The 23750-nt window shown below is 71.1% G+C and carries 24 protein-coding genes; 20 read left to right on the top strand and 4 right to left on the bottom strand.

What is annotated here, in order from left to right; genetic code table 11:
* Positions 1–3 precede the first annotated feature (3 nt).
* Entirely contained in the window at positions 4–741 is a 738-nt protein-coding gene (locus C7444_RS10005; protein ID WP_110400720.1) for a ComF family protein, read from the bottom strand.
* Between the two features lie 26 nt (positions 742–767).
* On the opposite strand from C7444_RS10005, the gene C7444_RS10010 reads away from it, so the two are divergent.
* The 7 genes from C7444_RS10010 (at position 768) to C7444_RS10035 (ending at position 6817) form a co-directional block, all read left to right on the top strand.
* Positions 768–1706, top strand: coding sequence for a class I SAM-dependent methyltransferase (locus tag C7444_RS10010; protein ID WP_245909495.1), 939 nt, complete (start codon positions 768–770; stop codon positions 1704–1706).
* A 200-nt stretch (positions 1707–1906) separates the two neighbouring features.
* Complete coding sequence (coxB, locus tag C7444_RS10015) at positions 1907–3079, top strand: cytochrome c oxidase subunit II (RefSeq protein ID WP_110400721.1); 1173 nt, start codon at positions 1907–1909, stop codon at positions 3077–3079.
* A gap of 31 nt (positions 3080–3110) precedes the next feature.
* Complete coding sequence (ctaD, locus tag C7444_RS10020) at positions 3111–4754, top strand: cytochrome c oxidase subunit I (RefSeq protein ID WP_110400722.1); 1644 nt, start codon at positions 3111–3113, stop codon at positions 4752–4754.
* Positions 4755–4770: 16 nt separating this feature from the next.
* Positions 4771–4887, top strand: a complete 117-nt coding sequence (locus tag C7444_RS20390; RefSeq protein WP_211317519.1) for a cytochrome oxidase small assembly protein — start codon at positions 4771–4773, stop codon at positions 4885–4887.
* Positions 4888–4921: 34 nt separating this feature from the next.
* A complete protein-coding gene (locus tag C7444_RS10025; RefSeq protein ID WP_375136925.1) occupies positions 4922–5572 on the top strand; it encodes a cytochrome c oxidase assembly protein in 651 nt (216 codons plus the stop codon).
* Positions 5573–5574: 2 nt separating this feature from the next.
* Positions 5575–5859: a DUF2970 domain-containing protein gene (locus tag C7444_RS10030; protein WP_110400723.1), complete on the top strand. Its 285-nt coding sequence runs from the start codon at positions 5575–5577 to the stop codon at positions 5857–5859.
* Between the two features lie 76 nt (positions 5860–5935).
* On the top strand, positions 5936–6817 hold the full coding sequence (locus tag C7444_RS10035; RefSeq protein ID WP_110400724.1) for a cytochrome c oxidase subunit 3: 882 nt from the start codon (positions 5936–5938) through the stop codon (positions 6815–6817).
* A 55-nt stretch (positions 6818–6872) separates the two neighbouring features.
* Here C7444_RS10035 and C7444_RS10040 read toward each other — a convergent pair whose 3' ends face one another.
* On the bottom strand, positions 6873–7100 hold the full coding sequence (locus C7444_RS10040; RefSeq protein WP_110400725.1) for a DUF2909 domain-containing protein: 228 nt from the start codon (positions 7098–7100) through the stop codon (positions 6873–6875).
* 89 nt (positions 7101–7189) lie between these two features.
* Here C7444_RS10040 and C7444_RS10045 point away from each other — a divergent pair, with 89 nt between their 5' ends.
* The 9 genes from C7444_RS10045 to C7444_RS10085 all read left to right on the top strand — a co-directional run bounded on the left by C7444_RS10045 (position 7190) and on the right by C7444_RS10085 (position 14420).
* Complete coding sequence (locus C7444_RS10045) at positions 7190–8020, top strand: SURF1 family protein (RefSeq protein ID WP_110400726.1); 831 nt, start codon at positions 7190–7192, stop codon at positions 8018–8020.
* Positions 7965–8705 carry an SCO family protein gene (locus C7444_RS10050; RefSeq protein WP_110400727.1) on the top strand — a complete coding sequence of 247 codons (741 nt, stop codon included), beginning with the start codon at positions 7965–7967 and terminating at the stop codon, positions 8703–8705. The genes C7444_RS10045 and C7444_RS10050 overlap by 56 nt, the downstream gene beginning before the upstream one ends.
* 16 nt (positions 8706–8721) lie before the next feature.
* Positions 8722–9960, top strand: coding sequence for a COX15/CtaA family protein (locus C7444_RS10055; protein ID WP_110400728.1), 1239 nt, complete (start codon positions 8722–8724; stop codon positions 9958–9960).
* Positions 9961–10004: 44 nt separating this feature from the next.
* Positions 10005–10997 (top strand): heme o synthase, encoded by a 993-nt coding sequence (gene cyoE, locus C7444_RS10060; protein ID WP_110400729.1) that lies wholly within the window; start codon positions 10005–10007, stop codon positions 10995–10997.
* Between the two features lie 74 nt (positions 10998–11071).
* Entirely contained in the window at positions 11072–11662 is a 591-nt protein-coding gene (locus C7444_RS10065; protein WP_110400730.1) for an SCO family protein, read from the top strand.
* A gap of 126 nt (positions 11663–11788) precedes the next feature.
* Positions 11789–12109, top strand: a complete 321-nt coding sequence (locus C7444_RS10070) for a BufA1 family periplasmic bufferin-type metallophore (protein WP_110400731.1) — start codon at positions 11789–11791, stop codon at positions 12107–12109.
* 31 nt (positions 12110–12140) lie between these two features.
* Positions 12141–13010 (top strand): MNIO family bufferin maturase, encoded by an 870-nt coding sequence (gene bufB, locus C7444_RS10075; RefSeq protein WP_110400732.1) that lies wholly within the window; start codon positions 12141–12143, stop codon positions 13008–13010.
* Positions 13007–13852 carry an HvfC/BufC N-terminal domain-containing protein gene (locus tag C7444_RS10080; protein ID WP_110400733.1) on the top strand — a complete coding sequence of 282 codons (846 nt, stop codon included), beginning with the start codon at positions 13007–13009 and terminating at the stop codon, positions 13850–13852. The genes bufB and C7444_RS10080 overlap by 4 nt, the downstream gene beginning before the upstream one ends.
* Before the next feature lie 22 nt (positions 13853–13874).
* Entirely contained in the window at positions 13875–14420 is a 546-nt protein-coding gene (locus tag C7444_RS10085) for a DoxX family protein (protein ID WP_110400734.1), read from the top strand.
* Positions 14421–14444: 24 nt separating this feature from the next.
* Here C7444_RS10085 and C7444_RS10090 read toward each other — a convergent pair whose 3' ends face one another.
* Positions 14445–16505, bottom strand: coding sequence for a sensor histidine kinase (locus tag C7444_RS10090; RefSeq protein WP_110400735.1), 2061 nt, complete (start codon positions 16503–16505; stop codon positions 14445–14447).
* A complete protein-coding gene (locus tag C7444_RS10095) occupies positions 16502–17881 on the bottom strand; it encodes a sigma-54-dependent transcriptional regulator (RefSeq protein WP_245909497.1) in 1380 nt (459 codons plus the stop codon). Before C7444_RS10095 ends, C7444_RS10090 begins: the two co-directional genes overlap by 4 nt.
* Positions 17882–18159: 278 nt before the next feature.
* On the opposite strand from C7444_RS10095, the gene fdnG reads away from it, so the two are divergent.
* From fdnG to fdhE, 4 genes are read left to right on the top strand one after another with little or no spacing between them, the layout of a single operon-like run.
* Positions 18160–21246, top strand: coding sequence for a formate dehydrogenase-N subunit alpha (gene fdnG / locus C7444_RS10105; protein WP_110400737.1), 3087 nt, complete (start codon positions 18160–18162; stop codon positions 21244–21246).
* Positions 21247–21261: 15 nt separating this feature from the next.
* A complete protein-coding gene (gene fdxH / locus C7444_RS10110) occupies positions 21262–22173 on the top strand; it encodes a formate dehydrogenase subunit beta (protein WP_110400738.1) in 912 nt (303 codons plus the stop codon).
* A complete protein-coding gene (locus C7444_RS10115) occupies positions 22170–22790 on the top strand; it encodes a formate dehydrogenase subunit gamma (protein ID WP_110400739.1) in 621 nt (206 codons plus the stop codon). The genes fdxH and C7444_RS10115 overlap by 4 nt, the downstream gene beginning before the upstream one ends.
* Entirely contained in the window at positions 22787–23728 is a 942-nt protein-coding gene (fdhE, locus tag C7444_RS10120) for a formate dehydrogenase accessory protein FdhE (protein ID WP_110400740.1), read from the top strand. Before C7444_RS10115 ends, fdhE begins: the two co-directional genes overlap by 4 nt.
* The last annotated feature ends 22 nt before the right edge of the window (positions 23729–23750 follow it).

A 23750-nucleotide genomic window follows, 5' to 3' on the forward strand; every position in this document is an offset into this window, starting at 1 on the left:
GACTCAGTCGGCCGAGGTGCGTGCCAGCACCCAGAAGCGGATGTCGGCGGCACCGGCGGCCTGCAAGGCCTCGGCGGCGGCCGTCAGTGTCGCACCGGTGGTCATCACGTCGTCGACCAGCACCACCCGCCGCCCCCGCACCAGGCCGAGTCCCTGCGGCGTGAGCCGGAAGGCCCCGCGCACATTGAGCAGCCGCCGGGCCCGCGGCAGCGACAGTTGCGGCACGGTGCAGCGCACCCGCTCCAGCAGATCGGGCCGGGCCGGGCACTGCAGCCGGGTCGCGACCCGGCGGGCCAGCTCCCACGACTGGTTGTAGCCACGTTCCTGCTGGCGCGGCGACGACAGCGCCACCGGCAGGATCAGCTCGGGCCGCGGCTGCGCCTCGGGCGCACAGGCCCGGGCGGTCAGCACGGCCTCGGCCAGCAGATCGGCCAGCGGTGCGGCCAGCTCGACGGCCGCGTGGAACTTCAGGCGCACGATCAGGCCGTCCCAGGGGTAGCGGTAGGGCAGCGCCACCACGGTGCGGCTGCACGGCGGGGGCCGCCACAGGCAGGCCCCGCAGACCTCGGCCTCGCCGCCCAGCTCGACGCCGCACAGGCGGCAGCGCTGCAGCGGCCGGGCGTGGCGCCCGAGGCAGTCGGCGCACAGAGGCGACACCGCCGCGGCCCGGCAGACCTGGCAGCGGCCACCGCCCAGCAGCGTCCGCCAGCCCGCCAGCCATCCCTTGTCGCGCACGATCATGGTCGCCTCACTATACTGCCCGACCCATGTCCGAGCACCCTTCCGCCCCCGCCAGCACGCCGGCCACCGACCTCGGATCGGGCCCCGGCCCCGACCAGCCCCCCCGGCCGCCGGCACGGATCGACCCCCCGGCGCTGCAGCGTCATCTCGGCCATGGCGGCTCCGCCTGGCTGCATGGCGAAGTGGCGCGGCGCATGGGCGAGCGCGTCGGCGTGGTGCGCCGCACCCCCACGCGCGTGCTGGACTGGTGGAGCCCCGTCAGCGCCAGCCAGGGCCTGCTGGCCACGCTCTATCCGGACGCGACCATCGTGCCGGTCGGCTTCGACGGGCAGGTGCTGCCCGCCGCCCCGGGCCGCTCGTGGTGGCAGCGCTGGCGCAGCGCGCCGGCCGGGCCCGCGGGCCAGCCGGCCGCACCGGCCGGCCTGCTGTGGGCCAACATGATGCTGCACTGGGTCGACGACCTGCCCGCCCAGCTGCGCCAATGGCATGCGGCGGTCGAGGTCGACGGTTTCCTGATGTTCTCGTGCTTCGGCCCCGACACGCTGCTGCAGCTGCGCGGCCTGTACCGGCGCCTGGGCTGGGGCCCGGTGGGCAGCGACTGGACCGACATGCACGACCTGGGCGACGCGCTGGTGCATGCCGGCTTCGCCGATCCGGTGATGGACATGGAACAGCTCACGCTGACCTGGGACTCGCCCGAGAAGCTGCTCGCCGAGCTGCGCACGCTGGGCCGCAACACCGCGCCGGCCCGCCACGCCGGCCTGCGCACGCCGCGCTGGCGCGAGCGCCTGCTGCAGGCGCTGCGCCAGGAGCTGGCCGGGCCCGACGGTCGCCTGCACCTGCGCTTCGAGCTGGTCTACGGCCACGCCTTCCGGCCGGTGCCGCGGGTGGCCATGCAGGCGCAGACCTCGATCTCGCTGGACGACATGCGCCAGATGACCCGGCGCCCAGCACCGCGCCCTTGATCCAGCTCAGGGTTTACGTTGGCTTTCGGGCCGCGTCGGGCGATTGAGCCTGATCAACAGCAAGGTTTTTGTAAGCTGACCATAGGGGCAGCTCTGGATGGAGTTCACCCGAACGCTGCCGCAAAGTACGAGCAACGATCATCCGTCGCCGCCCTCCAGCGGCACGCCGACGGGTGGGTTGAACCGGAAAGAGCGCTCGGATGAACACACGCAACACGCTGCAGCAGACCGTCCGGATGACCGGTCTGGCCCTCGCGGGATCCTTGCTGGCCACCGCGGCGCGGGCGGTCAACGACCTGCCCGGCGGACCTGCCGTGAGGCAGCTGGACTTCCAGCCGGCGGCCACCCGCATCGCGATGGACCAGCACTGGCTGCACAGCGCGATGCTCGTCATCTGCGGCCTGATCTGCATCGCGGTCTTCGGCGTGATGTTCTATTCGATCGTCAAGCACCGCAAGTCGCGCGGCCACCAGCCGGCCCACTTCCACGAGAGTGTCGCCGTCGAGATCGCCTGGACCATCGTGCCCTTCGTCATCGTCATCGGCATGGGGGCGATGGCCACCCAGACGGTGGTCGCGATGAAGGACACCACCAACGCCGAGCTGACCATCAAGGCCACCGGCTACCAGTGGAAATGGGGCTACGACTACCTCAAGGGTGAAGGCGAAGGCATCCAGCTGCTGTCCACGCTCGACGCCGGCCAGCGGGCGATGTCCGATGCCGGCAAGCCCGAAGGCGACGACTACCTGCTCAAGGTCGACGAGCCGCTGGTCGTGCCGGTGGGCCGCAAGATCCGCATCATCACCACCGCCAACGACGTGATCCACTCCTGGATGGTGCCGGCCTTCGGCGTCAAGCAGGACGCGATCCCCGGCTTCGTGCGCGACACCTGGTTCCGCGCCGAGAAGACCGGCGACTTCTACGGCCAGTGCGCCGAGCTGTGCGGCAAGGAGCACGCCTACATGCCCATCCACGTGAAGGTGGTGGATGCACCGGCCTATGCCGCCTGGGTCGACGGGCGCCGCAAGGCCATGGCCGCCAAGGCCGACGACCCGGCCCGGGTGTGGAAGCTCGACGAGATGATCGCGCGCGGCGAGAAGGTCTACAACGCCAACTGCGCCGCCTGCCACCAGGCCAGCGGCAAGGGCGCCGGCGCGATCAAGCCGCTGGATGGTTCGGCCGTGGTGCTCGACGCCGACAAGAACAAGCAGATCGCCGTGCTGCTCAACGGCCAGAACAACGGCGCGATGCCGTCCTGGAAGGCCCTGTCAGACACCGAGATCGCCGCGGTCATCACCTACACCAAGAACCACTGGGGCAACACGACCGGCCAGGTCGTGCAGCCCACCGACGTGATCGCGCTGCGCAAGTGAGCGCCGCCCCAGGACCCAAAGGACCCCAGCCATGAGTGCAGTCATCCATCCCGGCGGCCACGGCGCAGCACACGGTCATGCCGACCACGACCACGAGCACGCGCACGACCATCCCCACGGCTGGCGCCGCTGGCTGTTCGCCACCAACCACAAGGACATCGGGACGCTCTACCTGCTGTTCTCGTTCACGATGCTGATGATCGGCGGCGTGCTGGCGCTGCTGATCCGCGCCGAGCTGTTCCAGCCCGGCCTGCAGTTCGTCAACCCCGAGCTGTTCAACCAGTTCACCACGATGCACGGGCTGATCATGGTGTTCGGCGCCATCATGCCGGCCTTCGTCGGCTTCGCGAACTGGATGATCCCGCTGCAGATCGGCGCGGCGGACATGGCCTTCGCGCGCATGAACAACTTCAGCTTCTGGCTGATGATCCCGGCCGCGCTGACGCTGGTGAGCTCCTTCTTCATGCCCGGCGGCGCGCCGGCGGCCGGCTGGACGCTCTACGCGCCGCTGACGCTGCAGATGGGCCCGTCGATGGACGCCGGCATCTTCGCGATGCACGTGCTGGGCGCCTCGTCGATCATGGGCTCGATCAACATCATCGTCACCATCCTCAACATGCGCGCGCCGGGCATGACGCTGATGAAGATGCCGATGTTCGTCTGGACCTGGCTGATCACCGCCTACCTGCTGATCGCGGTGATGCCGGTGCTGGCCGGCGCGATCACGATGACGCTGACCGATCGCCACTTCGGCACCAGCTTCTTCAATCCCGCCGGCGGCGGTGACCCGATCATGTACCAGCACATCTTCTGGTTCTTCGGTCACCCCGAGGTCTACATCATGATCCTGCCGGCCTTCGGCATCGTCAGCCAGATCATCCCGGCCTTCGCCCGCAAGCCGCTGTTCGGGTATGCGTCGATGGTGTATGCCACCGCGTCGATCGCCATCCTGTCGTTCATCGTCTGGGCGCACCACATGTACACGACCGGCATGCCGCTGACCGGCCAGCTGTTCTTCATGTACGCGACGATGCTGATCTCGGTGCCCACCGGCGTGAAGGTGTTCAACTGGCTGGCCACGATGTGGCGCGGCTCGATGACCTTCGAGACCCCGATGCTGTGGGCCGTGGGTTTCATCTTCGTCTTCACGATGGGCGGCTTCACCGGCCTGATCTGCGCGATGGCGCCGATCGACATCAACCTGCAGGACACCTACTACGTCGTCGCGCACTTCCACTACGTGCTGGTGGCCGGCTCGCTGTTCGCGATGTTCGCCGGCTACTACTACTGGGCGCCCAAGTGGACCGGCGTGATGTATTCGGAGACGCGGGGCCGCATCCACTTCTGGCTGTCGCTGCTGTTCTTCAACATCACCTTCTTCCCGATGCACTTCCTCGGCCTGGCGGGCATGCCGCGCCGTTATGCCGACTACCCGATGCAGTTCGCCGACTTCAACGCGATCGCCTCGGTCGGCGCCTTCGGCTTCGGCTTCATGCAGGTGTACTTCTTCCTGTTCGTCGTGCTGCCGATGATGCGGGGCCGGGGCGAGAAGGCCCCGCAGCGTCCCTGGGAAGCTGCCGAGGGCCTGGAGTGGGAAGTGCCGTCGCCGGCACCGTTCCACACCTACGAGCACCCGCCGCGCCTGAACGCCAGTGCCACGCGCGTGATCGACTGACCCCGGAACCCGCACCATGACCCTCACCCCGCAGCAACGCCGCACCAACCTGCGCCTGGGCCTGATCCTGGCGTCGGTCGCGCTGACCTTCTTCGTCGGCTTCATGGTGAAGATGATCTGGCTGGGCCGCTGAGCCCGGCCCGGTTCCCCCTTCCGGCCGGCCCACCATGCCCCACGACGGCAACCCCTCGACCCCGGCCGCACGGCCACGGCGCTCGCGCCTGGCGCTGCTGCGGCTGGACAACCGGCGCATGCTCGGCAAGCTGGGCCTGATCACGCTGTTCATGTTCGGCTTCGGTTATGCGCTGGTGCCGATGTACCGCACGCTCTGCGAGGCGCTGGGCGTGAACGTGCTGGCACGCAGCGAGGCGGTGGTGCTCGGCGCCACCTCGCCGGCCAATGTGCAGGTCGACCGCAGCCGCGTGATCACCGTCGAGTTCGACGCCAACGCGCGCGGGCCCTGGGAATTCAGGCCGGCGGTGCGTTCGATGCAGGTGCATCCGGGCGAGGTCAGCACGGTGATGTACGAGTTCCGCAACGTGCAGGGCCGGGCCATGTCGGCGCAGGCCATCCCGAGCTACGCGCCGCTGCAGGCCGGCTCGCACTTCAACAAGCTGGAGTGCTTCTGCTTCAACCAGTACACGCTGCAGCCGGGTGAGCAGCGCGAGTGGCCGGTCGTGTTCGTGATCGACCCGAAGCTGCCCGGCGACGTCACGACCATCACGCTGTCCTACACCTTCTTCGAGGTCGGTGGCCGGGTGCCGCCGGCGGGGGGCGCCCGGGTGAGCGCACGCCGCCTGGATGCCGGAGGCTCCTGAGCATGGCCGAGCCCGAATCGCGCGATCCACGCGCCGCGACGCCCCCGCCCAGCGCCGCCGAGGACCTGCGCAACGCGACGCGGCGCAAGGGCTCCTTCCTGCACACCGTCCAGGCGGTCGCCTGGTCCTTCCTCGGCATCCGCAAGGGCTCGGGCTACGAGCAGGACGTGAGCCGGCTCAACCCGGTGCACGTGATCCTCGCGGGGCTGATCGGTGCGGCACTGTTCGTCGGCGCGCTGGTGCTGCTGGTGAGCTGGATCGCCAGCAGCGCCGCAGGACCGACCTGACCCCCGCCGCCGACCCGCTCACCCCGCCCTCTCCGTCACACGCATCCGAACGACCGCACGCACACAGGAGCCCACGATGTCGGCAGCCAGCCAGGGGTCAGCCCCGCACTACTACGTTCCACCCCCGTCACGACACCCGTTCATGATGGCCATCGGGCTGTTCTTCGTGATCCTGGGGGCCGGCCAGTGGATCAACAGCCACGCCTGGGGCGCCTACTGCCTGGCCTTCGGGCTGCTGTGGTCCTTCACCGTGATGCGACAGTGGTTCGGGGACGCCGCCCGCGAGAGCGAGAGCGGGCTCTACAGCCACCACATCGACGTCTCCTACCGCTGGAGCATGAGCTGGTTCATCTTCTCGGAGGTGATGTTCTTCGCCGCCTTCTTCGGCGCGCTCTACTGGGCCCGGGCGCAGTCGGTGCCCAGCCTGGCCAGCCTGGAGAACGCGCTGCTGTGGCCCGACTTCAAGGGCGTCTGGCCCAGCGATGCCCCCGGTGCGACCGGCGCGCCGGGTGGTCTGGTCGAGCCCTTCCGCACGATGGGCCCGTGGCCCATCCCGACGATCAACACCGCGATCCTGCTCACCTCGGGGGTGACGCTGACGATCGCCCACCATGCGCTGATCGCCGGACGCCGGGCGGCCTGCATCGGCTGGATGTGGCTGACCGTGCTGCTGGGCATCACCTTCCTGGGTTTCCAGGCCTACGAATATGCCCACGCCTACAGCGACCTGAACCTGAAGATGACCTCGGGCGTCTACGGCTCGACCTTCTTCATGCTGACCGGCTTCCACGGCTTCCACGTCTTCGTGGGCATGGTGATGCTGCTGGTCATCACGATCCGGCTGATGAAGGGCCACTTCACGCCGCAGCGCCATTTCGGCTTCGAGGGCGCGGCCTGGTACTGGCACTTCGTCGACGTGGTCTGGCTCGGCCTGTACTTCATCGTCTACTGGATGTGAGCGCCGGCGGGACCGGTCCGGCCAGGGAGCGCTGCGGCGCTCCCTTCGTGCCGGGTCAACCCTGGATCGGCACGCCGGTCGGGTGGATCCAGCCGAGCAGATGCCCCAGCAGGATCAGCAGGAACACGGCGATCGACACCCCCACCCGGACCGCCAGCGCACGGGCCATGCGACGGCCGGGCGGCGCGGCCGAATCCCCACCGGGGCGGCGCACCATGAACCATCCCGCTGACGCCAGGGCAGCGAGAATGACGACAAAGCCCAGGCCGATGAGGATCTTCATGCGGATCGATTATTCCAGCCCCGCGCCGCCGCAGCCACCGGGTGGCCACCAGTGCGGGATCGAGCCGCGCCGCGGCGGACCGGGCGACGATGAGCTCACCGACTGAGCCCGCCCGCCGGCACCGGCATCGGCTGCTGCCCCTGCTGGGCGCGGTGCTGATGGTCGCGCTGACCGCCCGCCTGGGATGGTGGCAACTCGACCGCGCCGAGCAGAAGCGCCAGCTGCAGGCGCAGCGGACCTCACGCAGCGCGCTGCCGCCGCTGACCGCGTCGGAACTGGCGTCCGCACCGGACGCTGCCCTCGGCCAGCGGGATCGCCGCATCCACCTGCAGGGCCGCTGGATCGAGTCGGCCACCGTCTACCTCGACAACCGCACGATGGAAGGCCGGACCGGATTCCTGGTCGTGACCCCGCTGCAGCTCGCCGACCAGGACCGGGCCGTGGCCGTGCTGCGTGGCTGGCTGCCGCGGGACCGGCTCGACCCGGCCCGGCTGCCGCCGCTGGTGCCCGAGCCCGGCCTGGTGACGCTGCAGGGGCTGCTCGTGCCACCACCCTCGGTGCTGCTGGATCTGGCCGGGGGCGCCTCCGCCGCCACACCATCGGGGGCAACCCCCGAACGGCAGCCGTCGGCGATCCGCCAGAATCTGGACCTGCCGTCTTATGCCCGAGCGCTCGGGCGGCCCCTGTACCCGGTGATGGTGCAACAGGAAGACGCAGCGGCCTCCGCACCGGCTCCCCTGAGCACCGGCACCGCCCTGTTTCCGGCGCTCCGGCGCCAATGGCCCCGGCCCGCGGCACGCATCGAGACCCACCTGGGTTATGCGGCGCAGTGGTTCGGGCTCAGTCTCCTGACCGCAGGCCTGTATGTCTGGTTCCAACTCGTCCGTCCCCGCCAGCGCCGTGCCCGCCCCGCCGAGTGAGGCGATGTCGATGGCCGTGCACGGCCTGCCCGATCCGGCGCTGCCCGACGTGCGACGCCGGCGCGGCCGCCTGAAGATGCTGGCGGTGCTGGCGCTGTGCGCGGCGCCGGTCATCGCGTCCTACCTGACCTACTACGTCATCCGCCCGGAGACGCGCAACAACTACGGACAGCTGATCCAGCCCTCGCGCTCGCTGCCACCGCCCAGTGCGCTGCGCCTGACCGATGCGCAGGGCCGGTCGGTGCTGCCCTCGAGCCTGCGCGGGCAGTGGCTGCTGGTCGTCGTGGCCGACGGCCGCTGCGACAACCGCTGCGAGGACCGGCTCTACGCCCAGCGGCAGCTGCGCGAGACGCTGGGCCGCGAGAAGGAGCGCATGGACCGGGTCTGGCTGGTCACCGGTGACGCGGCGCCCCGCGCCGAGCTGATGCCGGCCCTGGCCGGGGCCGCGGTGCTGCAGGCCGACCGGGCACAGGTCGCCGCCTGGCTGCAGGCCGCCCCGGGCCAGGTGCTGGAAGACCACCTCTACCTGGTCGATCCGATGGGCGAATGGATGCTGCGCTTTCCGGCCCAGCCCGATCCGCCGCGGGCCAAGCGGGACCTCGAACGCCTGCTGCGTGCCTCCGCCTCCTGGGACCGGGTCGGCCGCGAGGACCTGAAGCCGGTGGCGGACACCGCCTCGCGCTGAGCACGGACACCCCACGATGACGGCCGCCGACCTGATCGACCTGCGCCCGGTGCTCTGGCTGCTGCTGACCGGCGCCGCGCTGGCCGCCCTGCCGCTGACCTGGCTGCTGCGCCGCCACCGGCAGGCCAGCCCCGCGCAGCGGCGCCACGCGCTGGCGCTGCTGACCGCGGTGCTGACCTTCGACCTGATCGTCTTCGGCGCCTACACCCGGCTCAGCGACTCGGGGCTGGGCTGCCCCGACTGGCCCGGCTGCTACGCCAGCGCCAGCCCGGTGGGCGCCCATGCGCAGATCGGCCAGGCGCAGCAGGCCCACCCGACCGGGCCGGTCACCCACCGCAAGGCGTGGATCGAGATGATCCACCGCTACCTGGCCACCGGCGTCGGGGCACTGATCACCGTGCTGGCGTTCTGGCACTGGCGGGCCTGGTGGCAGCAGCGCCGCCACCGCCGACCCGCCGGCCCGCCGGCGCCCGAACCCGGTCCGGTGCCGACGGACGCCGCCCCGGGCTGGGCCACGCTGTGCCTGGTCTGGGTCGGCCTGCAGGGCGCCTTCGGCGCGCTGACGGTGACGATGAAGCTCTACCCCGCCATCGTCACGCTGCACCTGCTCGGTGGCATCGGGCTGCTGGCGCTGCTCTGCGTCCAGGCCGCCCGCCAGCAGCCGCTCGGCCAGCCGTCACGGCCCGCCCGCGTGGGCGCGCCCGGCACGACGTGCCGCCCGGCGGTGCAGGCCCTGCTGCTGCTGGTGATCGCCCAGGTGATGCTGGGGGGCTGGGTGAGCACCAATTACGCGGTACTGGCCTGCGACAGCTTTCCGCACTGCCGCGCCGGCGAGGCCTGGCCGGTGATGGACTTCGCCGCGGGTTTTGAATGGCGGCGCGAGCTCGGCCGGCAGTCCGGGGGGGAATTCCTGCCCTTCGAGGCCCTGACCGCCATCCACATGGCCCACCGCCTGGGCGCGGTGCTGGTGCTCGGGGTGCTGGCCTGGCTGAGCCTGCACCTGCTGAACGCCCCCGACCCCGGCCAGCGCCGGGCCGGGCGCTGCCTGGCGGCACTCGGCAGCGCCCAGCTGCTGACCGGCCTGTCGAACGTGGTGCTCGACTGGCCGCTGCCGAGCGCGCTGGCCCACACCGCCGGGGCGGCGCTGATGGTGGCGCTGCTCAGCACCTGGCTGGCCGCGCAGCCCCGCCCGCAGGGGCTCGGGCGCCAGCTGGCCGCCGGCCCGGCGGCACGGGTCTCCGCCGACACCCCCTGACTAGTCCCGATGCGCCGATGGCCCGGCCGTGCGAGCCTGCGGCCATGAGCACGCTGCCCCACCCCCGACCAGCCGCCCCGGCGGACCCCGTGTCCGCCCTGCCGACCGCACCAGGCCAGCGACACGAGGCCGTCCCGGCCGGTGGCCGCAGCGGCTGGCGCGCCAGCTGGCGCCAGTACGGCGCGCTGACCAAGCCGCGGGTGGTGCAGCTCATCATCTTCTGCGCGCTGATCGGCATGGTGCTGGCCCTGCCCGGCCTGCCGACCGCCGCCCAGGCGCAGACCATGGCGCTCGCCTGCGCAGGCATCTGGCTGGTGGCCAGCGCGGCCGCGGCGTTCAACTGCCTGATCGAGCAGCGCATCGACGCGCGCATGAAACGCACCGCCTGGCGCCCGACCGCCAACGGCGAACTCAGCCAGGCCCGGGCGCTGGTGTTCTCGGCGCTGCTGGGCAGCGCCGGCATGGGGCTGCTGTACCTCGGCGTCAACGCGCTGACCGCCTGGCTGACGCTGGCCACCTTCGTCGGTTACGCGGTGATCTACACCGTCGTGCTCAAGCCGATGACACCGCAGAACATCGTCATCGGCGGGGCTTCGGGCGCGATGCCGCCGGTGCTGGGCTGGGCGGCGATGACCGGGGACGTCGGCCCAGAGGCGATCACGCTCTTCCTGATCATCTTCGTCTGGACCCCGCCCCACTTCTGGGCCCTGGCGCTCTACCGCGCCGAGGACTACGCCCGCGCCGGCCTGCCGATGCTGCCGGTGACCCACGGCAACGCGTTCACGCGGCTGCAGATCCTGCTCTACACGCTGGTGCTGTTCGCCGCCACGCTGCTGCCCTTCGTTCAGGGCATGAGCGGCGTGCTCTACCTGAGCGCGGCGGTGCTGCTGAGCGGACGTTTCATACACTACGGCTGGCGGCTGTGGCGCGACTACAGCGAGACGCTGGCGCGCCGCACCTTCCGTTTTTCCATCGTCCACCTGTCGCTGCTGTTCGCGGCACTGCTGGCGGACCATTACCTGAGACCCTGGATGTGACTTCAGATCGGCCCGGCAGGCGCACCCTGCTCGGCAGGGGCGCCCGTCTGGCGCTGACTGCCGCTTCCTTGCCCATGTGGTCCGCCACCTCGGCCACGCTGCTGCTGGCGGGCTGCGACTCACGGGAGTCCGGCGGCAGCACGGCCAGCTTCAAGTCGCTCGACATCACCGGCGCCGACTACGGCCGCCACCTCGACCTGCCCGACTTCAACGGCCGCGAGCGCCACCTCGGCGACTTCGCCGGCAAGCTCGTCGTGGTCTTCTTCGGCTACACCCAGTGCCCGGACGTCTGCCCGACCACGCTGGCCGCGCTGCGCGAGACCCAGCAGCTGCTGGGGGCCGACGGCGACCGGCTGGTCGGCGTGTTCGTCACGGTCGACCCGCAGCGCGACACCGCCGCGCTGCTGAAGGACTATGTCGGCAGCTTCAACCCCGACTGGGTCGCGCTGCGGGGCTCGCCCGACCAGATCGCCGCGGCGGCCCGGGAGTTCAAGGTCTTCTACCGCAAGGTGCCGGGGCCGACCGAGACCAGCTACACGATGGACCACACGGCCGCGTCCTACGTCATCGACACGCGCGGGCGGATCCGCCTCTACGTGCGCCACAACACGCCGCCCCAGGAGCTGGCGGCGGACCTCCGGGTGCTGCTCGCCCAGGGCGGCTGAGCGGCCGGCAGGATCTTTCGACATCCACCGCCGGTGCGGCTGTAAGAAGTCCGGCGCGGGAGCGACTACCGATCAGCAGGGCATGTGGCCCTGTGCTCAACGTCCCCCTGTCGATCGGAGATCCTCATGAACCGCACCCCGTCCTCCCCCGTGTCCTCGTCGGCCACCGCCGCGGCGCTGGCCCTCGCGCTGGGCGCCGCCCTGAGCCTGGCGGCCACCCCGGTGGCCGCCCAGTCGGGCGCCACCGAAAAATGCTTCGGCATCGCACTGCAGGGCAAGAACGACTGCGCCGCCGGTGCCGGCACCACCTGCGCCGGCACCTCCCGGATCGACCACCAGGGCAATGCCTGGAAGGCGGTGCCCAGCGGCACCTGCGAGAAGACCGCCTCGCCGACATCGCCCACCGGGCATGGGCAGCTCCAGGCCTTCAAGGAAAAGAAGGCCTGATCGGCACGGCCCCCTTCGCCGCACGACCACCATGCGCCCCCACACCCCGCACGCCCTGCCGGCCCGGGCCGGCCTGGGCTTCAAGCCCGGTCATTTCCACGCGCTGTCGACCACCACGCCGGACCTCGGCTTCGTCGAGGTCCATGCCGAGAACTACCTGGTCGACGGCGGCCCGCTGCACCATCAGCTGGGCTGGCTGCGCGAGCGGCATGCGCTGTCGGTGCACGGGGTCGGGCTGTCGATCGGCGGCCCCGAGCCGCTCGACGACGAGCACCTGGGCCGGCTGGCGAGGCTGCTCGAGCGCTGCCAGCCGCAGTCGTTCTCCGAGCACCTCGCCTGGTCCGGCCACGGCGGGGTGTTCTTCAACGACCTGCTGCCGCTGCCCTACGACCGCACGACGCTGCAGCAGGTCTGCGCCCATGTCGACCAGGTGCAGGACCGCCTGCAGCGGCGCCTGCTGCTGGAGAACCCGGCCACCTGCGTCGAGTTCGACCGCTCCACGATGGACGAAGGCGACTTCATCACCGAGGTGCTGCGCCGCACCGGCTGCGGCCTGCTGCTCGACGTCAGCAACCTGCATGTCGCCTGCGTCAACCACCACCGGGACGTGCACGCCGCGCTGCGGGCGCTGCCGCTGCACGCGGTCGGCGAGATCCACCTGGCCGGCTTCAGCCAGGCCCGGGACAGCCTGGGCGAGCGCCTGCTGATCGACAGCCATGGCGCGGCCGTGGCCGACGAGGTCTGGGCGCTCTACCAGGAGGCGCTGACGCTGACCGGCCCGGTCGCCACGCTGATCGAGCGGGACCACGACGTGCCGGCGCTGGCGGTGCTGCTGGCCGAGGCGGCCCGTGCGGACCGGGCGCTGCAGGCCGCCGCGGCCGAACGTGGCGTCCCGGCATGAACACCACCCCGTCGACCGGCCCGGTACCTGCCGCAGGGCCTGATGCCGCGGGGCGCGATGCCTGCCACCCCGCGGCGGCCATGCCGCCCGGCGACTGGGCGGCGGAGCTGGCGTTGACCTTGCTCGACCCGGACCGCCCGGCGCCCCCCGGCCTCGTCACCCGCAACGGCTCGGACCCGGCGCAGCGCCTGGGCATGCACCGCAACAACGTCGTGGTCTCGCTGGTCGACGCGCTGGCCGATACCTTCGCCGTGACCCGCGCGCTGGTGGGCGAGGACTTCTTCCGCGCGATGGCCCGGGTCTTCGTGCGCCGCCATCCCCCGCGCACCCGGATCCTGAACCTGTGGGGCGAGGCCTTCCCGGCGTTCATCGCCACTTTCCCTCCGGCCGCCGGCCTGCCCTTCCTGGCCGATGTCGCCCGGCTGGAACATGCCCGGGTGCTGGCCTGCCACGCGGCGGACGTGCCGGCCCTCGACCCGGCCGCCCTGGGCCGCTGGCTGGCGCGGCCCGAGGCGCTGCCGGCCCTGCGCCTGGGGCTGCACCCTTCGGTGCGCCTGCTGTGCTCGCCCCACGCGATCGTCTCGCTGTGGGCGGCCCACCAGGACCTGCTCGACCTCGCCCGGGTCGATCCGGGCCGCGGCGAGAACGCGCTGGTCTTCCGCGAGGGGCTGGTGGTGCAGGTGCAGTCGATCGGCGCGGGCGATGCGGGTTTCATCCGCACCGTGCTGGCCGGGGGCTCGCTGGCCGAAGCCGCCACCCGCATCGACGCCGACGACCCGCAAGGCCTGACCGGCCCGCTGCTCACGCTGATCCGGCATCAGCTGGTGACCGCCGCGGCCTGAACACGAAGCAGAGACCCCCACCATGCATCCCCTCGACCCCGCTCGCCCCCGGTCCAGCCGCCGGACCTCGCCCCCGTCCGGCGGCGGATGCCGCCTCGTCGCCAGGCTGGCCCTGCTGCACGCCCGCCTGGCCCGCATCCCGGACGGACTGATCGCGCTGCTGGCCCGCGGGTCCATCGCCGCGGTGTTCTGGCAGTCGGGCCAGACCAAGGTGGAAGGCCTGGCGATCGACCTGGTCGGCGGGACCTTCCAGCTCGGCTGGCCTCGCCTGGCCGAGGGCACCGTCGGGCTGTTCCGCGACGAGTACCGGCTGCCGCTGCTGCCGCCCGAGCTGGCCGCGACGATGGCCGCCTTCGCCGAACACCTGTTCCCGCTGCTGCTGCTGCTCGGCCTGGCGACGCGGCTGTCGGCGCTGGCGCTGCTGGGCATGACGGCGGTGATCCAGCTGCTGGTCTACCCGGGCGCCTATGCCACCCACGGTGTCTGGGCCGCGGTGCTGCTCCACCTGGTCGCCCACGGTCCGGGCCGGGTGTCGATCGACGCCTGGATCGCCCGCCGGCACGGCTGAGCCACGCCGCCTCGCCACCCCGCCTCAGGACCCGGCCGGGCCCCCGTGTGCCGGCACCCAGACCGTGAAGACCGCGCCACCACCCGGCGCCTCGCCGGCCTCGAGCGTGCCACCCCAGCGCCGCACCAGCGTGCGGCTGACCCACAGGCCCAGCCCGGTGCCGGTGCCGTTCTGCTTGGTGGTGAAGAAGGGCTCGAACAGGCGCTCGCGCAGCTCGGGAGCGATGCCGGGGCCGGTGTCGGACACCTCGAAAGCCACCCCCGCCCGGCCGTCCGGGCTCTCGCGGTCGACCACCCGGACCCCCAGCCAGCCCTGCTCGGGCATGGCCTGGATGGCATTGACCAGCAGGTTGACCAGCACCTGCTGCAGCTCGCTGTGGTGGGCCCCGACGGCGCGGGTGGCGGTGCAGGTCTGCTCGACCATGATGCGGGCGCGGCGCAGCAGGTGGCTGACCAGCAGCAGGCAGTCCTGCGCGACGCTCTCCGGCGGCGTGCGCTCGACGTAGCCGGCGTATTCGGTCGGCCGGGCGAACTGCAGCAGCTTGGCGACGATGAGCCGGATGCGCTGCACCTGCTCGCGGATCAGGCCGATCTCCTGGCGCACCGGCTCGGCGCGTGAGCCCAGCAGCTCGGTCATCAGCTCGACGTTGCCCTGGATCACCGCCACCGGATTGTTGATCTCGTGGGCCAGGCCCGCGGTGAGCTGGCCCACGGCGGCGAGCTGCTCCTGGCGGATCATCTGGCGCTGCGTGTCGCGCAGCTGGTCGAGCGCGTCGGCCAGCGCGCGGGTGCGCTCGGCCACCTGGGCATCGAGCGTGGTGCCGCGGTCCTGCAGCTCGCGGGTCTGGAGCTCCAGGCGCTGCAGCAGGCGGTCGAAGTGATCGGCCAGCGCGCCCAGCTCGTCGGTGCGGGCCGGCAGGTGCACCCGCGACGACAGCGCCCCGCCCTCCACCTCGCTCATCACCTGGTGCATGCGCTCGACCGGCCGGATGATGCTCAGCGACAGCTTGCGCGCCAGCCACAGCGCGAACAGCAGCGTGACGACGAACACCCCCACCAGCACCGTCAGCGCCCGGTAGCGTGCGCTGGCATAAGGGGATTCGAGGAATCCGACATAGAGCATGCCCACCCGCTGCCCGCGGCTGTCGGTGAGCGGCTGGTAACCCGACACGTACCAGTCGCTGACCACGAAGGCCCGGTCCAGCCAGGACTGGCCACGCTCCAGCACCGCCTCGTGCACCGCCTGCGACACCCGCGTGCCGATGGCCCGGTCGCCGTGCGGCAGGCGCACGCTGGTGGCGATGCGCACGTCCCCCAGGAACACGGTGGCCGTGCCGGTCTGGTCGCTCTCACCCGGCGTGGGCGGGTAGACGATGCGGTTGATGTGGTCCACCAGGTCGACGTTGCGGTTGAGCACCACCGCGCCCACCACGGTGCCGGCGTCCTGTCCCTCGAGCCACACCGGTGCGGCCGAGTGGATGACCAGGGCACGCGCCTCCTCGGTGCGTGCGTCGGGCCGGGCGCTGGTGGTGGGGCGCAGCGGGATGCGCACCGCGTCCAGCAGCCGGGGCGCCAGCCGCTGCAGGAAGGCCGGCTCGAACACGTCCAGCGCCGTGGCCGACTGGCCCGCCCGGGCGTTGGCCAGCACCAGCCAGCGGCCGTAGGCCTGGCCGGCCGCCCCGGTGCCGGCACATGCACGCACGCGATCCTGGGCATCGAGCAGGCAGAGGTGGTCCAGGTTCAGCGCCAGGCGGCGGCCTTCCAGCCACTCGGCCAGCGGGTGCGCCGCCGGGCCCGCGACCCGCTCGGAGGCCGGCGGCAGCCAGCGCACCAGCGCGGCCGATTCGGCCAGCGAGCGCACCCGTGCGCCGGTGCTCTCGAGCACGCGATCGAAGTCGTTGGCCCCGGTGGCCAGATCGGCGCGGACCTTGTTGGTCAGCAACCGGTCGTAGGTGGTGAAGCCCAGGTAGATCACCGCCACCAGCAGCGGGATGGCCATCAGCACCGGCAGCACGCCCAGCGCCAGCAGGCGGGCCCGGATCGTCGTCAGGCCGCGCGCACGCAGCAGCGTGCGCAGCGCGTTCAAGCCACGCCCCAGGCCAGGCACTTGCGCTCCAGCGTCTTGCGCGAGATGCCCAGGCGGCGTGCCGCCTCGGACTTGTTGCCCCCCGCCGCCTCCAGCACCCGCAGGCAGTGCTGCTTCTCGACCAGGTCCAGGCTGTCGGTGCTGGCGGCCGGGGCGGGCTCGCCCGCGGTGGCCGCGCCGTGCCCGCTCCCGTCGAGCACCAGGTAGCCCATGATCAGCGAGCGCTCGACCAGGTTCTTCAGCTCGCGCACATTGCCCGGCCAGTCGTAGGCCTGCAGGCGGTGCAGCGCCGCCGGGCTCAGCTCGATGGGCGGCAGGCCGAGCTGCTGCGACAGCTGGGCGACGAAGTGCGCCAGCAGGCGGGGAATGTCCTCGGTGCGCTCGCGCAGCGGGGGCAAGGTGCATTCGGCCACGCGGATGCGGTGGTACAGGTCGGCGCGGAAGCGGCCGGCGGCCACCTCGGCGCCCAGGTCGCGGTTGGTGGCGGCGACCACCCGCACGTCCACCTCGACCTCCTGCTCGCCCCCGACCGGACGGATGCGGCGCTCCTCCAGCACCCGCAGCAGCCGGCCCTGCAGGGCCAGCGGCATCTCGGCGATCTCGTCGAGGAACAGCGTGCCCCCGCGGGCGTAATAGAACAGCCCTTCACGGGCATGGGCCGCCCCGGTGTAGGCGCCCTTCACGTGGCCGAACAGCTCGCTCTCGATCAGCTCCGGCGCGATGGCCGCGCAGTTCACCGGCACGAAGGGCCCGCGGGCGCGCGGACTCAGGCGGTGCACCGCCCGCGCGGCCAGCTCCTTGCCCGTGCCCGATTCGCCCAGCAGCAGCACGGTGGTGGGCAGCGGCGCCACCCGCTGGATCAGCTCGGCCGCCTGGCGCATGGCCTCGGACTCGCCGACCAGGCCTTCCAGCCCCGGCGACAGCGCCGACACCTGCCGGCGCAGCACGAAGTTCTCGCGCAGCAGGCGCGAGCGCTCCAGGCAACGCTGGATGGCGTTGAGCACCTGGGCCAGCGAGAAGGGCTTGAGCAGGAAGTCCGACGCCCCGGCGCGCAGCGCGTCGATGGCGGTGTCCAGGTCGGCGTAGGCCGTCATCAGGATCACCTCGCCCGCGTAACCCTGCTCGCGCAGCTCGTGCAGCCACTGCACGCCCGAGCGCCCCGGCAGCGCGATGTCGAGCAGCACCACGTCGTGGCGGTGGCCGGCCACCCGCGGCATGGCCTGCTCGACGCTGCCGGCGGTGTCCACCGCCGTGCCCCGCGCCGCCAGCGCCCGCTGCAGGAAGCTGACCATGCCCGGCTCGTCGTCGACCACCAGGATCGAGCACTGCGCCCACTCGCCGAACCGGTCCTCGGCCACGCCGTCCGGCCCGCTCACCGGGCGGCCTCCGGCCATCCGGCCGGCGCCGTCCGCACGCACACCCGGTCGCACGCACCCGCGCGCCACCGACGATCAAGGAAGAAGAAGGCCTGCAACACGAAATCAAAGCCCCTGTGGGTCGAAATGTCTCTGCCGTCCGGCGGCAGCTGGGTCGAAATGACCCATATTTTCATCCGTTCATTCTCAAGCCGTTGATTCATATTGAAAAAACGACTGGCACAGAGCCTGCTGAAGGCACGGAACGTTCCGCAGTGCCAGCAGACAGGAGGAGATGGATGGCCCACAAGGATAGTCCCGCCGCATCGGTTCGCGTCAACCGACGCCAGTTCTTCAGGGTGACGGCCGCCGGTCTCGGGGGCACCAGCGCCGCGATGCTGGGCGTGGCCCCGCTGACCGCCCACGCCGAAGCGCGCCCCTACAAGCTCACCCGCGCCCGCGAGATCCGCAACACCTGCACCTACTGTTCGGTGGGCTGCGGCCTGCTGATGTACAGCCTGGGCGACGGCGCCAGGAACGCCAAGGCCGAGATCATCCACATCGAGGGCGATCCGGACCATCCGGTCAGCCGCGGCGCGCTGTGCCCCAAGGGCGCGGGCCTGCTGGACTTCATCCACAGCCCCGGCCGCCTGAAGCACCCCGAGGTGCGCGAGGCCGGCTCCAATGAATGGAAGCGCATCTCCTGGCACGAGGCCATCGAGCGCGTGGCCAGGCACATGAAGGCCGACCGCGACGCCAACGTGGTGGAGAAGAACGCCGAGGGCGTGCCGGTCAACCGCTGGCTGTCCACCGCCATGCTGACGGCCTCGGCCTCGTCCAACGAGACGGGCATCATCACGCAGAAGTTCATGCGCTCGCTGGGCATCGTCGCCACCGATGCGCAGGCCCGCGTCTGCCACGGCCCGACCGTCTCGGCACTCGCCTCGACCTTCGGCCGCGGCGCGATGACCAACTCCTGGGTCGACATCAAGAACGCCGACTTCATCCTGGTGATGGGCGGCAACGCGGCCGAAGCCCACCCGGTGGGCTTCCGCTGGGCGATCGAGGCCAAGAAGCAGCGCGGCGCCAAGCTGGTGGTGGTCGATCCACGCTTCAACCGCACCGCATCGGTGGCCGACCTGTACATGCCGATCCGCGCCGGCTCGGACATCGTCTTCCTGGGCGGCGTGATCCGCTGGCTGGTCGAGAACGACAGGATCCACTGGGACTACGTCAAGGCCTACACCAACGCCAGCGCCATCGTCGGCGAGGGCTACGGCTTCGACGAAGGCCTGTTCAGCGGCTACGACCCCGAGAAGGGCCGGTACGACCGCAGCAGCTGGAGCTACGAGCTCGATGCCAGGGGCGAGATCCAGACCGATCCCACCCTCGAACACCCGCGCTGCGTGTGGAACCTGATGAAGGCCCACTACGCGCGCTACACGCCCGAGGTCGTCACCGACCTGACCGGCACGCCTAAAGAAGGCTTTCTCAAGGTCTGCGAGCTGCTGGGCGAGACCGCCAGGCCGGACAAGGTCGGCACCATCCTGTATGCGCTGGGCTGGACCCAGCACACGGTGGGCGCGCAGAACATCCGCACCATGGCGATGATCCAGCTGCTGCTGGGCAACATCGGCATGCCGGGCGGCGGCGTGAACGCGCTGCGCGGGCACTCCAACATCCAGGGCCTGTCGGACCTGGGGCTGCTGTCCACGGCACTGCCGGGCTACCTGACCCTGCCCAACGAGAAGGCGCACCCCACCTTCGACGACTACCTGGCCAAGACCACGCCCAAGGCGCTGGCGCCCGGCCAGTTCAACTACTGGAGCAACACGCCCAGGTTCTTCGTCAGCCTGATGAAGTGGTTCTGGGGCGACAAGGCCACGAAGGACAACCACTGGGGCTACGACTGGCTGCCCAAGTGGGACAAGCTCTACGACGTGCTGCAGGTCACCGAGCTGATGCACCAGGGCAAGATCAACGGCTTCATCGTGCAGGGCTTCAACCCGCTGGCCTCCTTCCCGGACGCCAACAAGGTGACCGAGGCCTTCAGCAAGCTGAAGTACATGGTGATCATCGACCCGATCGCCACCGAGACGTCGAGCTTCTGGCAGAACCACGGCGAGTCGCACGACGTCGACCCCGCCAAGATCGCCACCGAAGTCTTCCGCCTGCCGTCGACCTGCTTCGCCGAGGAGGACGGGGCCATCGTCAACTCCGGCCGCTGGCTGCAGTGGCACTGGAAGGGCGCCGAGCCCCCGGGCGAGGCCAAGGCCGACCAGGAGATCATCGGCGAGCTGTTCGTCGCGCTGCGCGAGCTCTACCGCAAGGACGGCGGCCCGGTGGCCGAGCCCATCCTCAACGTCGCCTGGAACTACCGCGACCCGCTGAGCCCCTCGCCGGAAGAACTGGCCAAGGAGCTCAACGGCCGCGCGCTGGCCGACATCCCGGACCCGAAGGATGCGACCAGGTTCCTGGCCAAGAAGGGCGAGCAGCTGCCCGGCTTCGCCGCGCTGCAGGACGACGGCAGCACCTCGTGCGCCTGCTGGATCTTCTCGGGCTCGTGGACGCAGGCCGGCAACCAGATGGCCCGGCGCGACAACACCGACACCGGCCTGGGCAACACGCCAGGCTGGGCCTGGGCCTGGCCGGCCAACCGCCGCATCCTCTACAACCGCGCCTCGTGCGACCCGGCCGGCAAGCCCTGGGACCCCAAGCGCAAGCTGATCGGCTGGAACGGCGAACGCTGGACCGGCGCCGACATCCCCGACTTCAAGGCCGACGCCGCGCCGGACTCGGGCATGAACCCCTTCATCATGAACCCGGAGGGCGTGGGCCGCCTGTTCGCCGTCGACAAGCTGGTGGACGGCCCCTTCCCCGAGCACTACGAGCCGATGGAGTCGCCGCTGGGCACCAACCCGCTGCACCCCAAGGTGGTCAGCAGCCCGGCCGTGCGCATCTTCAAGGGCGACCGGGAACGCCTGGGCACGCACAAGGAGTTCCCCTACGTGGGCACCACCTACCGCCTGACCGAGCACTTCCAGTTCTGGACCAAGTCCGTGCGCCTGAACGCCATCGCCCAGCCCGAGCAGTTCGTCGAGATCGGCGAGACGCTGGCCCAGGAAAAGGGCATTGCGCAGGGCGACTGGGTCAAGGTCAGCTCCAGGCGCGGCTTCATCAAGGCCAAGGCGGTGGTGACCAAGCGCGTGAAGGCGCTGCAGGTGGCCGGACAGACGGTGCACCAGATCGGCATTCCGCTGCACTGGGGCTGGGAAGGCGTGACCAAGAAGGGCTACCTCACCAACGTCCTGCCGCCGGCCGTGGGCGACTGCAACACGCAGACGCCCGAATACAAGGCCTTCCTGGTCAACCTCGAGAAAGCCTGAGGAGGCGCAGACACCATGGCACTGCAATCGCTCGACATCACGCGCCGCTCGGCGACCACCACGCCCTCGACCCAGGTCCGCAAGACCATCGAGATCGCCAAGCTCATCGACGTCACCACCTGCATCGGCTGCAAGGGCTGCCAGGTGGCCTGCTCGGAGTGGAACGACATCCGCGCCGACGTGGGCTCGTGCGTGGGCGTGTACGACAACCCCACCGACCTCTCGGACCAGGCCTGGACGGTGATGCGCTTCTCGGAGACCGAGGAGAACGGCAAGCTGGAGTGGCTGATCCGCAAGGACGGCTGCATGCACTGCGCCGACCCCGGTTGCCTGAAGGCCTGCCCCTCGCCCGGCGCCATCATCCAGTACGCCAACGGCATCGTCGATTTCCATCAGGAGCACTGCATCGGCTGCGGCTACTGCGTCACCGGCTGTCCGTTCAACGTGCCGCGCATCTCCAAGACCGACTCCAAGGCCTACAAGTGCAGCCTGTGCTCGGACCGCGTGGCCGTCGGCCAGGAGCCGGCCTGCGTGAAGACCTGCCCCACCGGCGCCATCCAGTTCGGCTCCAAGGAGGACATGAAGGAAGTCGCCGAGACCCGCATCGCCGACCTGAAGTCGCGCGGCTACGAGCAGGCCGGCCTGTATGACCCGCCGGGCGTGGGCGGCACCCACGTCATGTACGTGCTGCACCATGCGGACAAGCCGCAGCTCTACGCCAACCTGCCCAACAACCCGTCGGTGAGCCCGCTGGTCTCGATCTGGAAGGGCATCACCAAGCCGCTGGCCATGCTGGGCCTGGGCGCGCTGGCCATCGGCAGCCTGTTCCACTACATCAGCAAGGGCCCCAACGAGATCTCCAAGGAAGTGGAAAAGGAGATCGACGACGAAGACCGCGCCGCCGCCGGCCAGGAGAAGCAAGCATGATCCGCGACCCCAAGGACCTCAAGCGCTACACCGCCAGCGAGCGGCTCAACCACTGGACGGTGGGCATGTGCTTCATCCTGCTGGCCCTGTCGGGGCTGGCGTTCTTCCACCCGGCGTTCTTCCCGCTGACGCAGCTGTTCGGCGGGCCGGTGTGGGCGCGCATCCTGCACCCGTACCTCGGCGCGGTGATGGCGCTGGCCTTCCTGATCATCTTCCTGCGCTTCGCCCGGCTCAACACGATGACCCCGGCCGACCGCGAGTGGCTGAAGAACGCCCACAAGATGGTCGACGGCGACGACCACGACATGCCCGAGCAGGGCAAGTACAACGGGGGCCAGAAGGTGATGTTCTGGGCCCTGGCGCTGTGCATGGCGGTGATGACGGTGTCGGGCGTGCTGATCTGGCGCGCCTGGTTCGGCTTCGACATCACGCTGGTGCGGCTGGGTGCGGTGGCCCACGCGGCGGCCGGCGCGGTCATGATCGGGCTGATCATGGTGCATGTGTACGCCGCCATCTGGGTCAAGGGCACGGTGCGGGCGATGTGGTACGGCACGGTCACCCGCGCCTGGGCCCGCCAGCACCACCGCGGCTGGTACCGTCAGGTGACCGGCAAATGATCGCGCTCACCACCGACCCCTTCGGCGGGGCGCCGAACCCGGCCAGCGTGCTGTCGTCCTCGCTCAGCCCGCCGGGCGTGCTGCGGCCCCGCGCGGGCCTGCTGGCCGCCCGTGCCGCCCGGCTGCGACACCTGGCCACCGGCCACGAGCTGGCGCCCTGGCTGGACCTGCTGTCGGGCCTGTGCGGGCTGCAGCAGACGCTGCTGGATCACGCGGGCCCAGCCTGGGCGCCCGGCCAGGCGCCCGACGGCGCCGAGCCCCCGCTGCACGCCGGACATCCGGGCTGGCCGGAGCGGCTGCTGCCGCTGCACCGCGCGCTGCTGGCCGCGATGCCCGACCGCCAGGGCGACGCGGCGTTCAGCGCGCAGCGCCAGGCCGCGCGGGACCTGCCGGACGCGGCCCTCATCGAACAGGCCCGGGGCCTGCTGGACCTGGCCCGCGGCCGGCCGCTGCAGCGCCCCGGCCAGGCCGGCGACGTCTGGCTGGCGGCCTCGCTGCAGGTGCTCTGGATCCAGGCGGCCCGGCACCTGGCGACGGTGCCGCAGCGTCCGGCCGACGCGTCGACCTGCCCCTGCTGCGGCAGCCTGCCGGTGGCGGGCATCGTGCTGACCGGCGACGGCAAGGCCGGCTCGCGCTACCTCGAGTGCAGCCTGTGCGCCACCCGCTGGAACGCGGTGCGCGCGCGCTGCACGCTGTGCGACAGCCCGCACGAGGTCGAGTACCTCGGGCTGGAAGGCCACCACCCGGCCGTGCTCGCCGAGGCCTGCGGTGACTGCGGCGGCTACCTGAAGACGCTGTTCCAGGACAAGGACCCGGACGTCGATCCGGTGGCCGACGACCTCGCCTCGCTGCGGCTGGACGTCGCCACGGGCGAGGCCGGCCACGGGCGGGCCGGCGTCAACCTGTTCCTGCTCGAGGCCGAGGCGCTCGGGTCCTGAGCCGACGCTCCCGGCCGCGGCC

The organism is Sphaerotilus hippei (assembly GCF_003201595.1).
GTDB lineage: Bacteria > Pseudomonadota > Gammaproteobacteria > Burkholderiales > Burkholderiaceae_C > Sphaerotilus > Sphaerotilus hippei.

Excerpts from the sequence above, each read along its gene's own strand:
- C7444_RS10115 (WP_110400739.1), top strand. The coding sequence starts at position 22,170 with ATGATCCGCGACCCCAAGGACCTCAAGCGCTACACCGCCAGCGAGCGG.
- C7444_RS10005 (WP_110400720.1), bottom strand. The coding sequence starts at position 741 with ATGATCGTGCGCGACAAGGGATGGCTGGCGGGCTGGCGGACGCTGCTG.
- C7444_RS10080 (WP_110400733.1), top strand. The coding sequence starts at position 13,007 with ATGAACACCACCCCGTCGACCGGCCCGGTACCTGCCGCAGGGCCTGAT.
- C7444_RS10035 (WP_110400724.1), top strand. The coding sequence starts at position 5,936 with ATGTCGGCAGCCAGCCAGGGGTCAGCCCCGCACTACTACGTTCCACCC.
- C7444_RS10030 (WP_110400723.1), top strand. The coding sequence starts at position 5,575 with ATGGCCGAGCCCGAATCGCGCGATCCACGCGCCGCGACGCCCCCGCCC.
- coxB (WP_110400721.1), top strand. The coding sequence starts at position 1,907 with ATGAACACACGCAACACGCTGCAGCAGACCGTCCGGATGACCGGTCTG.
- C7444_RS20390 (WP_211317519.1), top strand. The coding sequence starts at position 4,771 with ATGACCCTCACCCCGCAGCAACGCCGCACCAACCTGCGCCTGGGCCTG.
- C7444_RS10050 (WP_110400727.1), top strand. The coding sequence starts at position 7,965 with ATGTCTGGTTCCAACTCGTCCGTCCCCGCCAGCGCCGTGCCCGCCCCG.
- C7444_RS10010 (WP_245909495.1), top strand. The coding sequence starts at position 768 with ATGTCCGAGCACCCTTCCGCCCCCGCCAGCACGCCGGCCACCGACCTC.
- cyoE (WP_110400729.1), top strand. The coding sequence starts at position 10,005 with ATGAGCACGCTGCCCCACCCCCGACCAGCCGCCCCGGCGGACCCCGTG.
- C7444_RS10055 (WP_110400728.1), top strand. The coding sequence starts at position 8,722 with ATGACGGCCGCCGACCTGATCGACCTGCGCCCGGTGCTCTGGCTGCTG.
- C7444_RS10070 (WP_110400731.1), top strand. The coding sequence starts at position 11,789 with ATGAACCGCACCCCGTCCTCCCCCGTGTCCTCGTCGGCCACCGCCGCG.
- fdnG (WP_110400737.1), top strand. The coding sequence starts at position 18,160 with ATGGCCCACAAGGATAGTCCCGCCGCATCGGTTCGCGTCAACCGACGC.
- C7444_RS10025 (WP_375136925.1), top strand. The coding sequence starts at position 4,922 with ATGCCCCACGACGGCAACCCCTCGACCCCGGCCGCACGGCCACGGCGC.
- fdxH (WP_110400738.1), top strand. The coding sequence starts at position 21,262 with ATGGCACTGCAATCGCTCGACATCACGCGCCGCTCGGCGACCACCACG.
- C7444_RS10085 (WP_110400734.1), top strand. The coding sequence starts at position 13,875 with ATGCATCCCCTCGACCCCGCTCGCCCCCGGTCCAGCCGCCGGACCTCG.
- C7444_RS10045 (WP_110400726.1), top strand. The coding sequence starts at position 7,190 with ATGAGCTCACCGACTGAGCCCGCCCGCCGGCACCGGCATCGGCTGCTG.
- C7444_RS10065 (WP_110400730.1), top strand. The coding sequence starts at position 11,072 with ATGTGGTCCGCCACCTCGGCCACGCTGCTGCTGGCGGGCTGCGACTCA.
- bufB (WP_110400732.1), top strand. The coding sequence starts at position 12,141 with ATGCGCCCCCACACCCCGCACGCCCTGCCGGCCCGGGCCGGCCTGGGC.
- ctaD (WP_110400722.1), top strand. The coding sequence starts at position 3,111 with ATGAGTGCAGTCATCCATCCCGGCGGCCACGGCGCAGCACACGGTCAT.
- fdhE (WP_110400740.1), top strand. The coding sequence starts at position 22,787 with ATGATCGCGCTCACCACCGACCCCTTCGGCGGGGCGCCGAACCCGGCC.
- C7444_RS10040 (WP_110400725.1), bottom strand. The coding sequence starts at position 7,100 with ATGAAGATCCTCATCGGCCTGGGCTTTGTCGTCATTCTCGCTGCCCTG.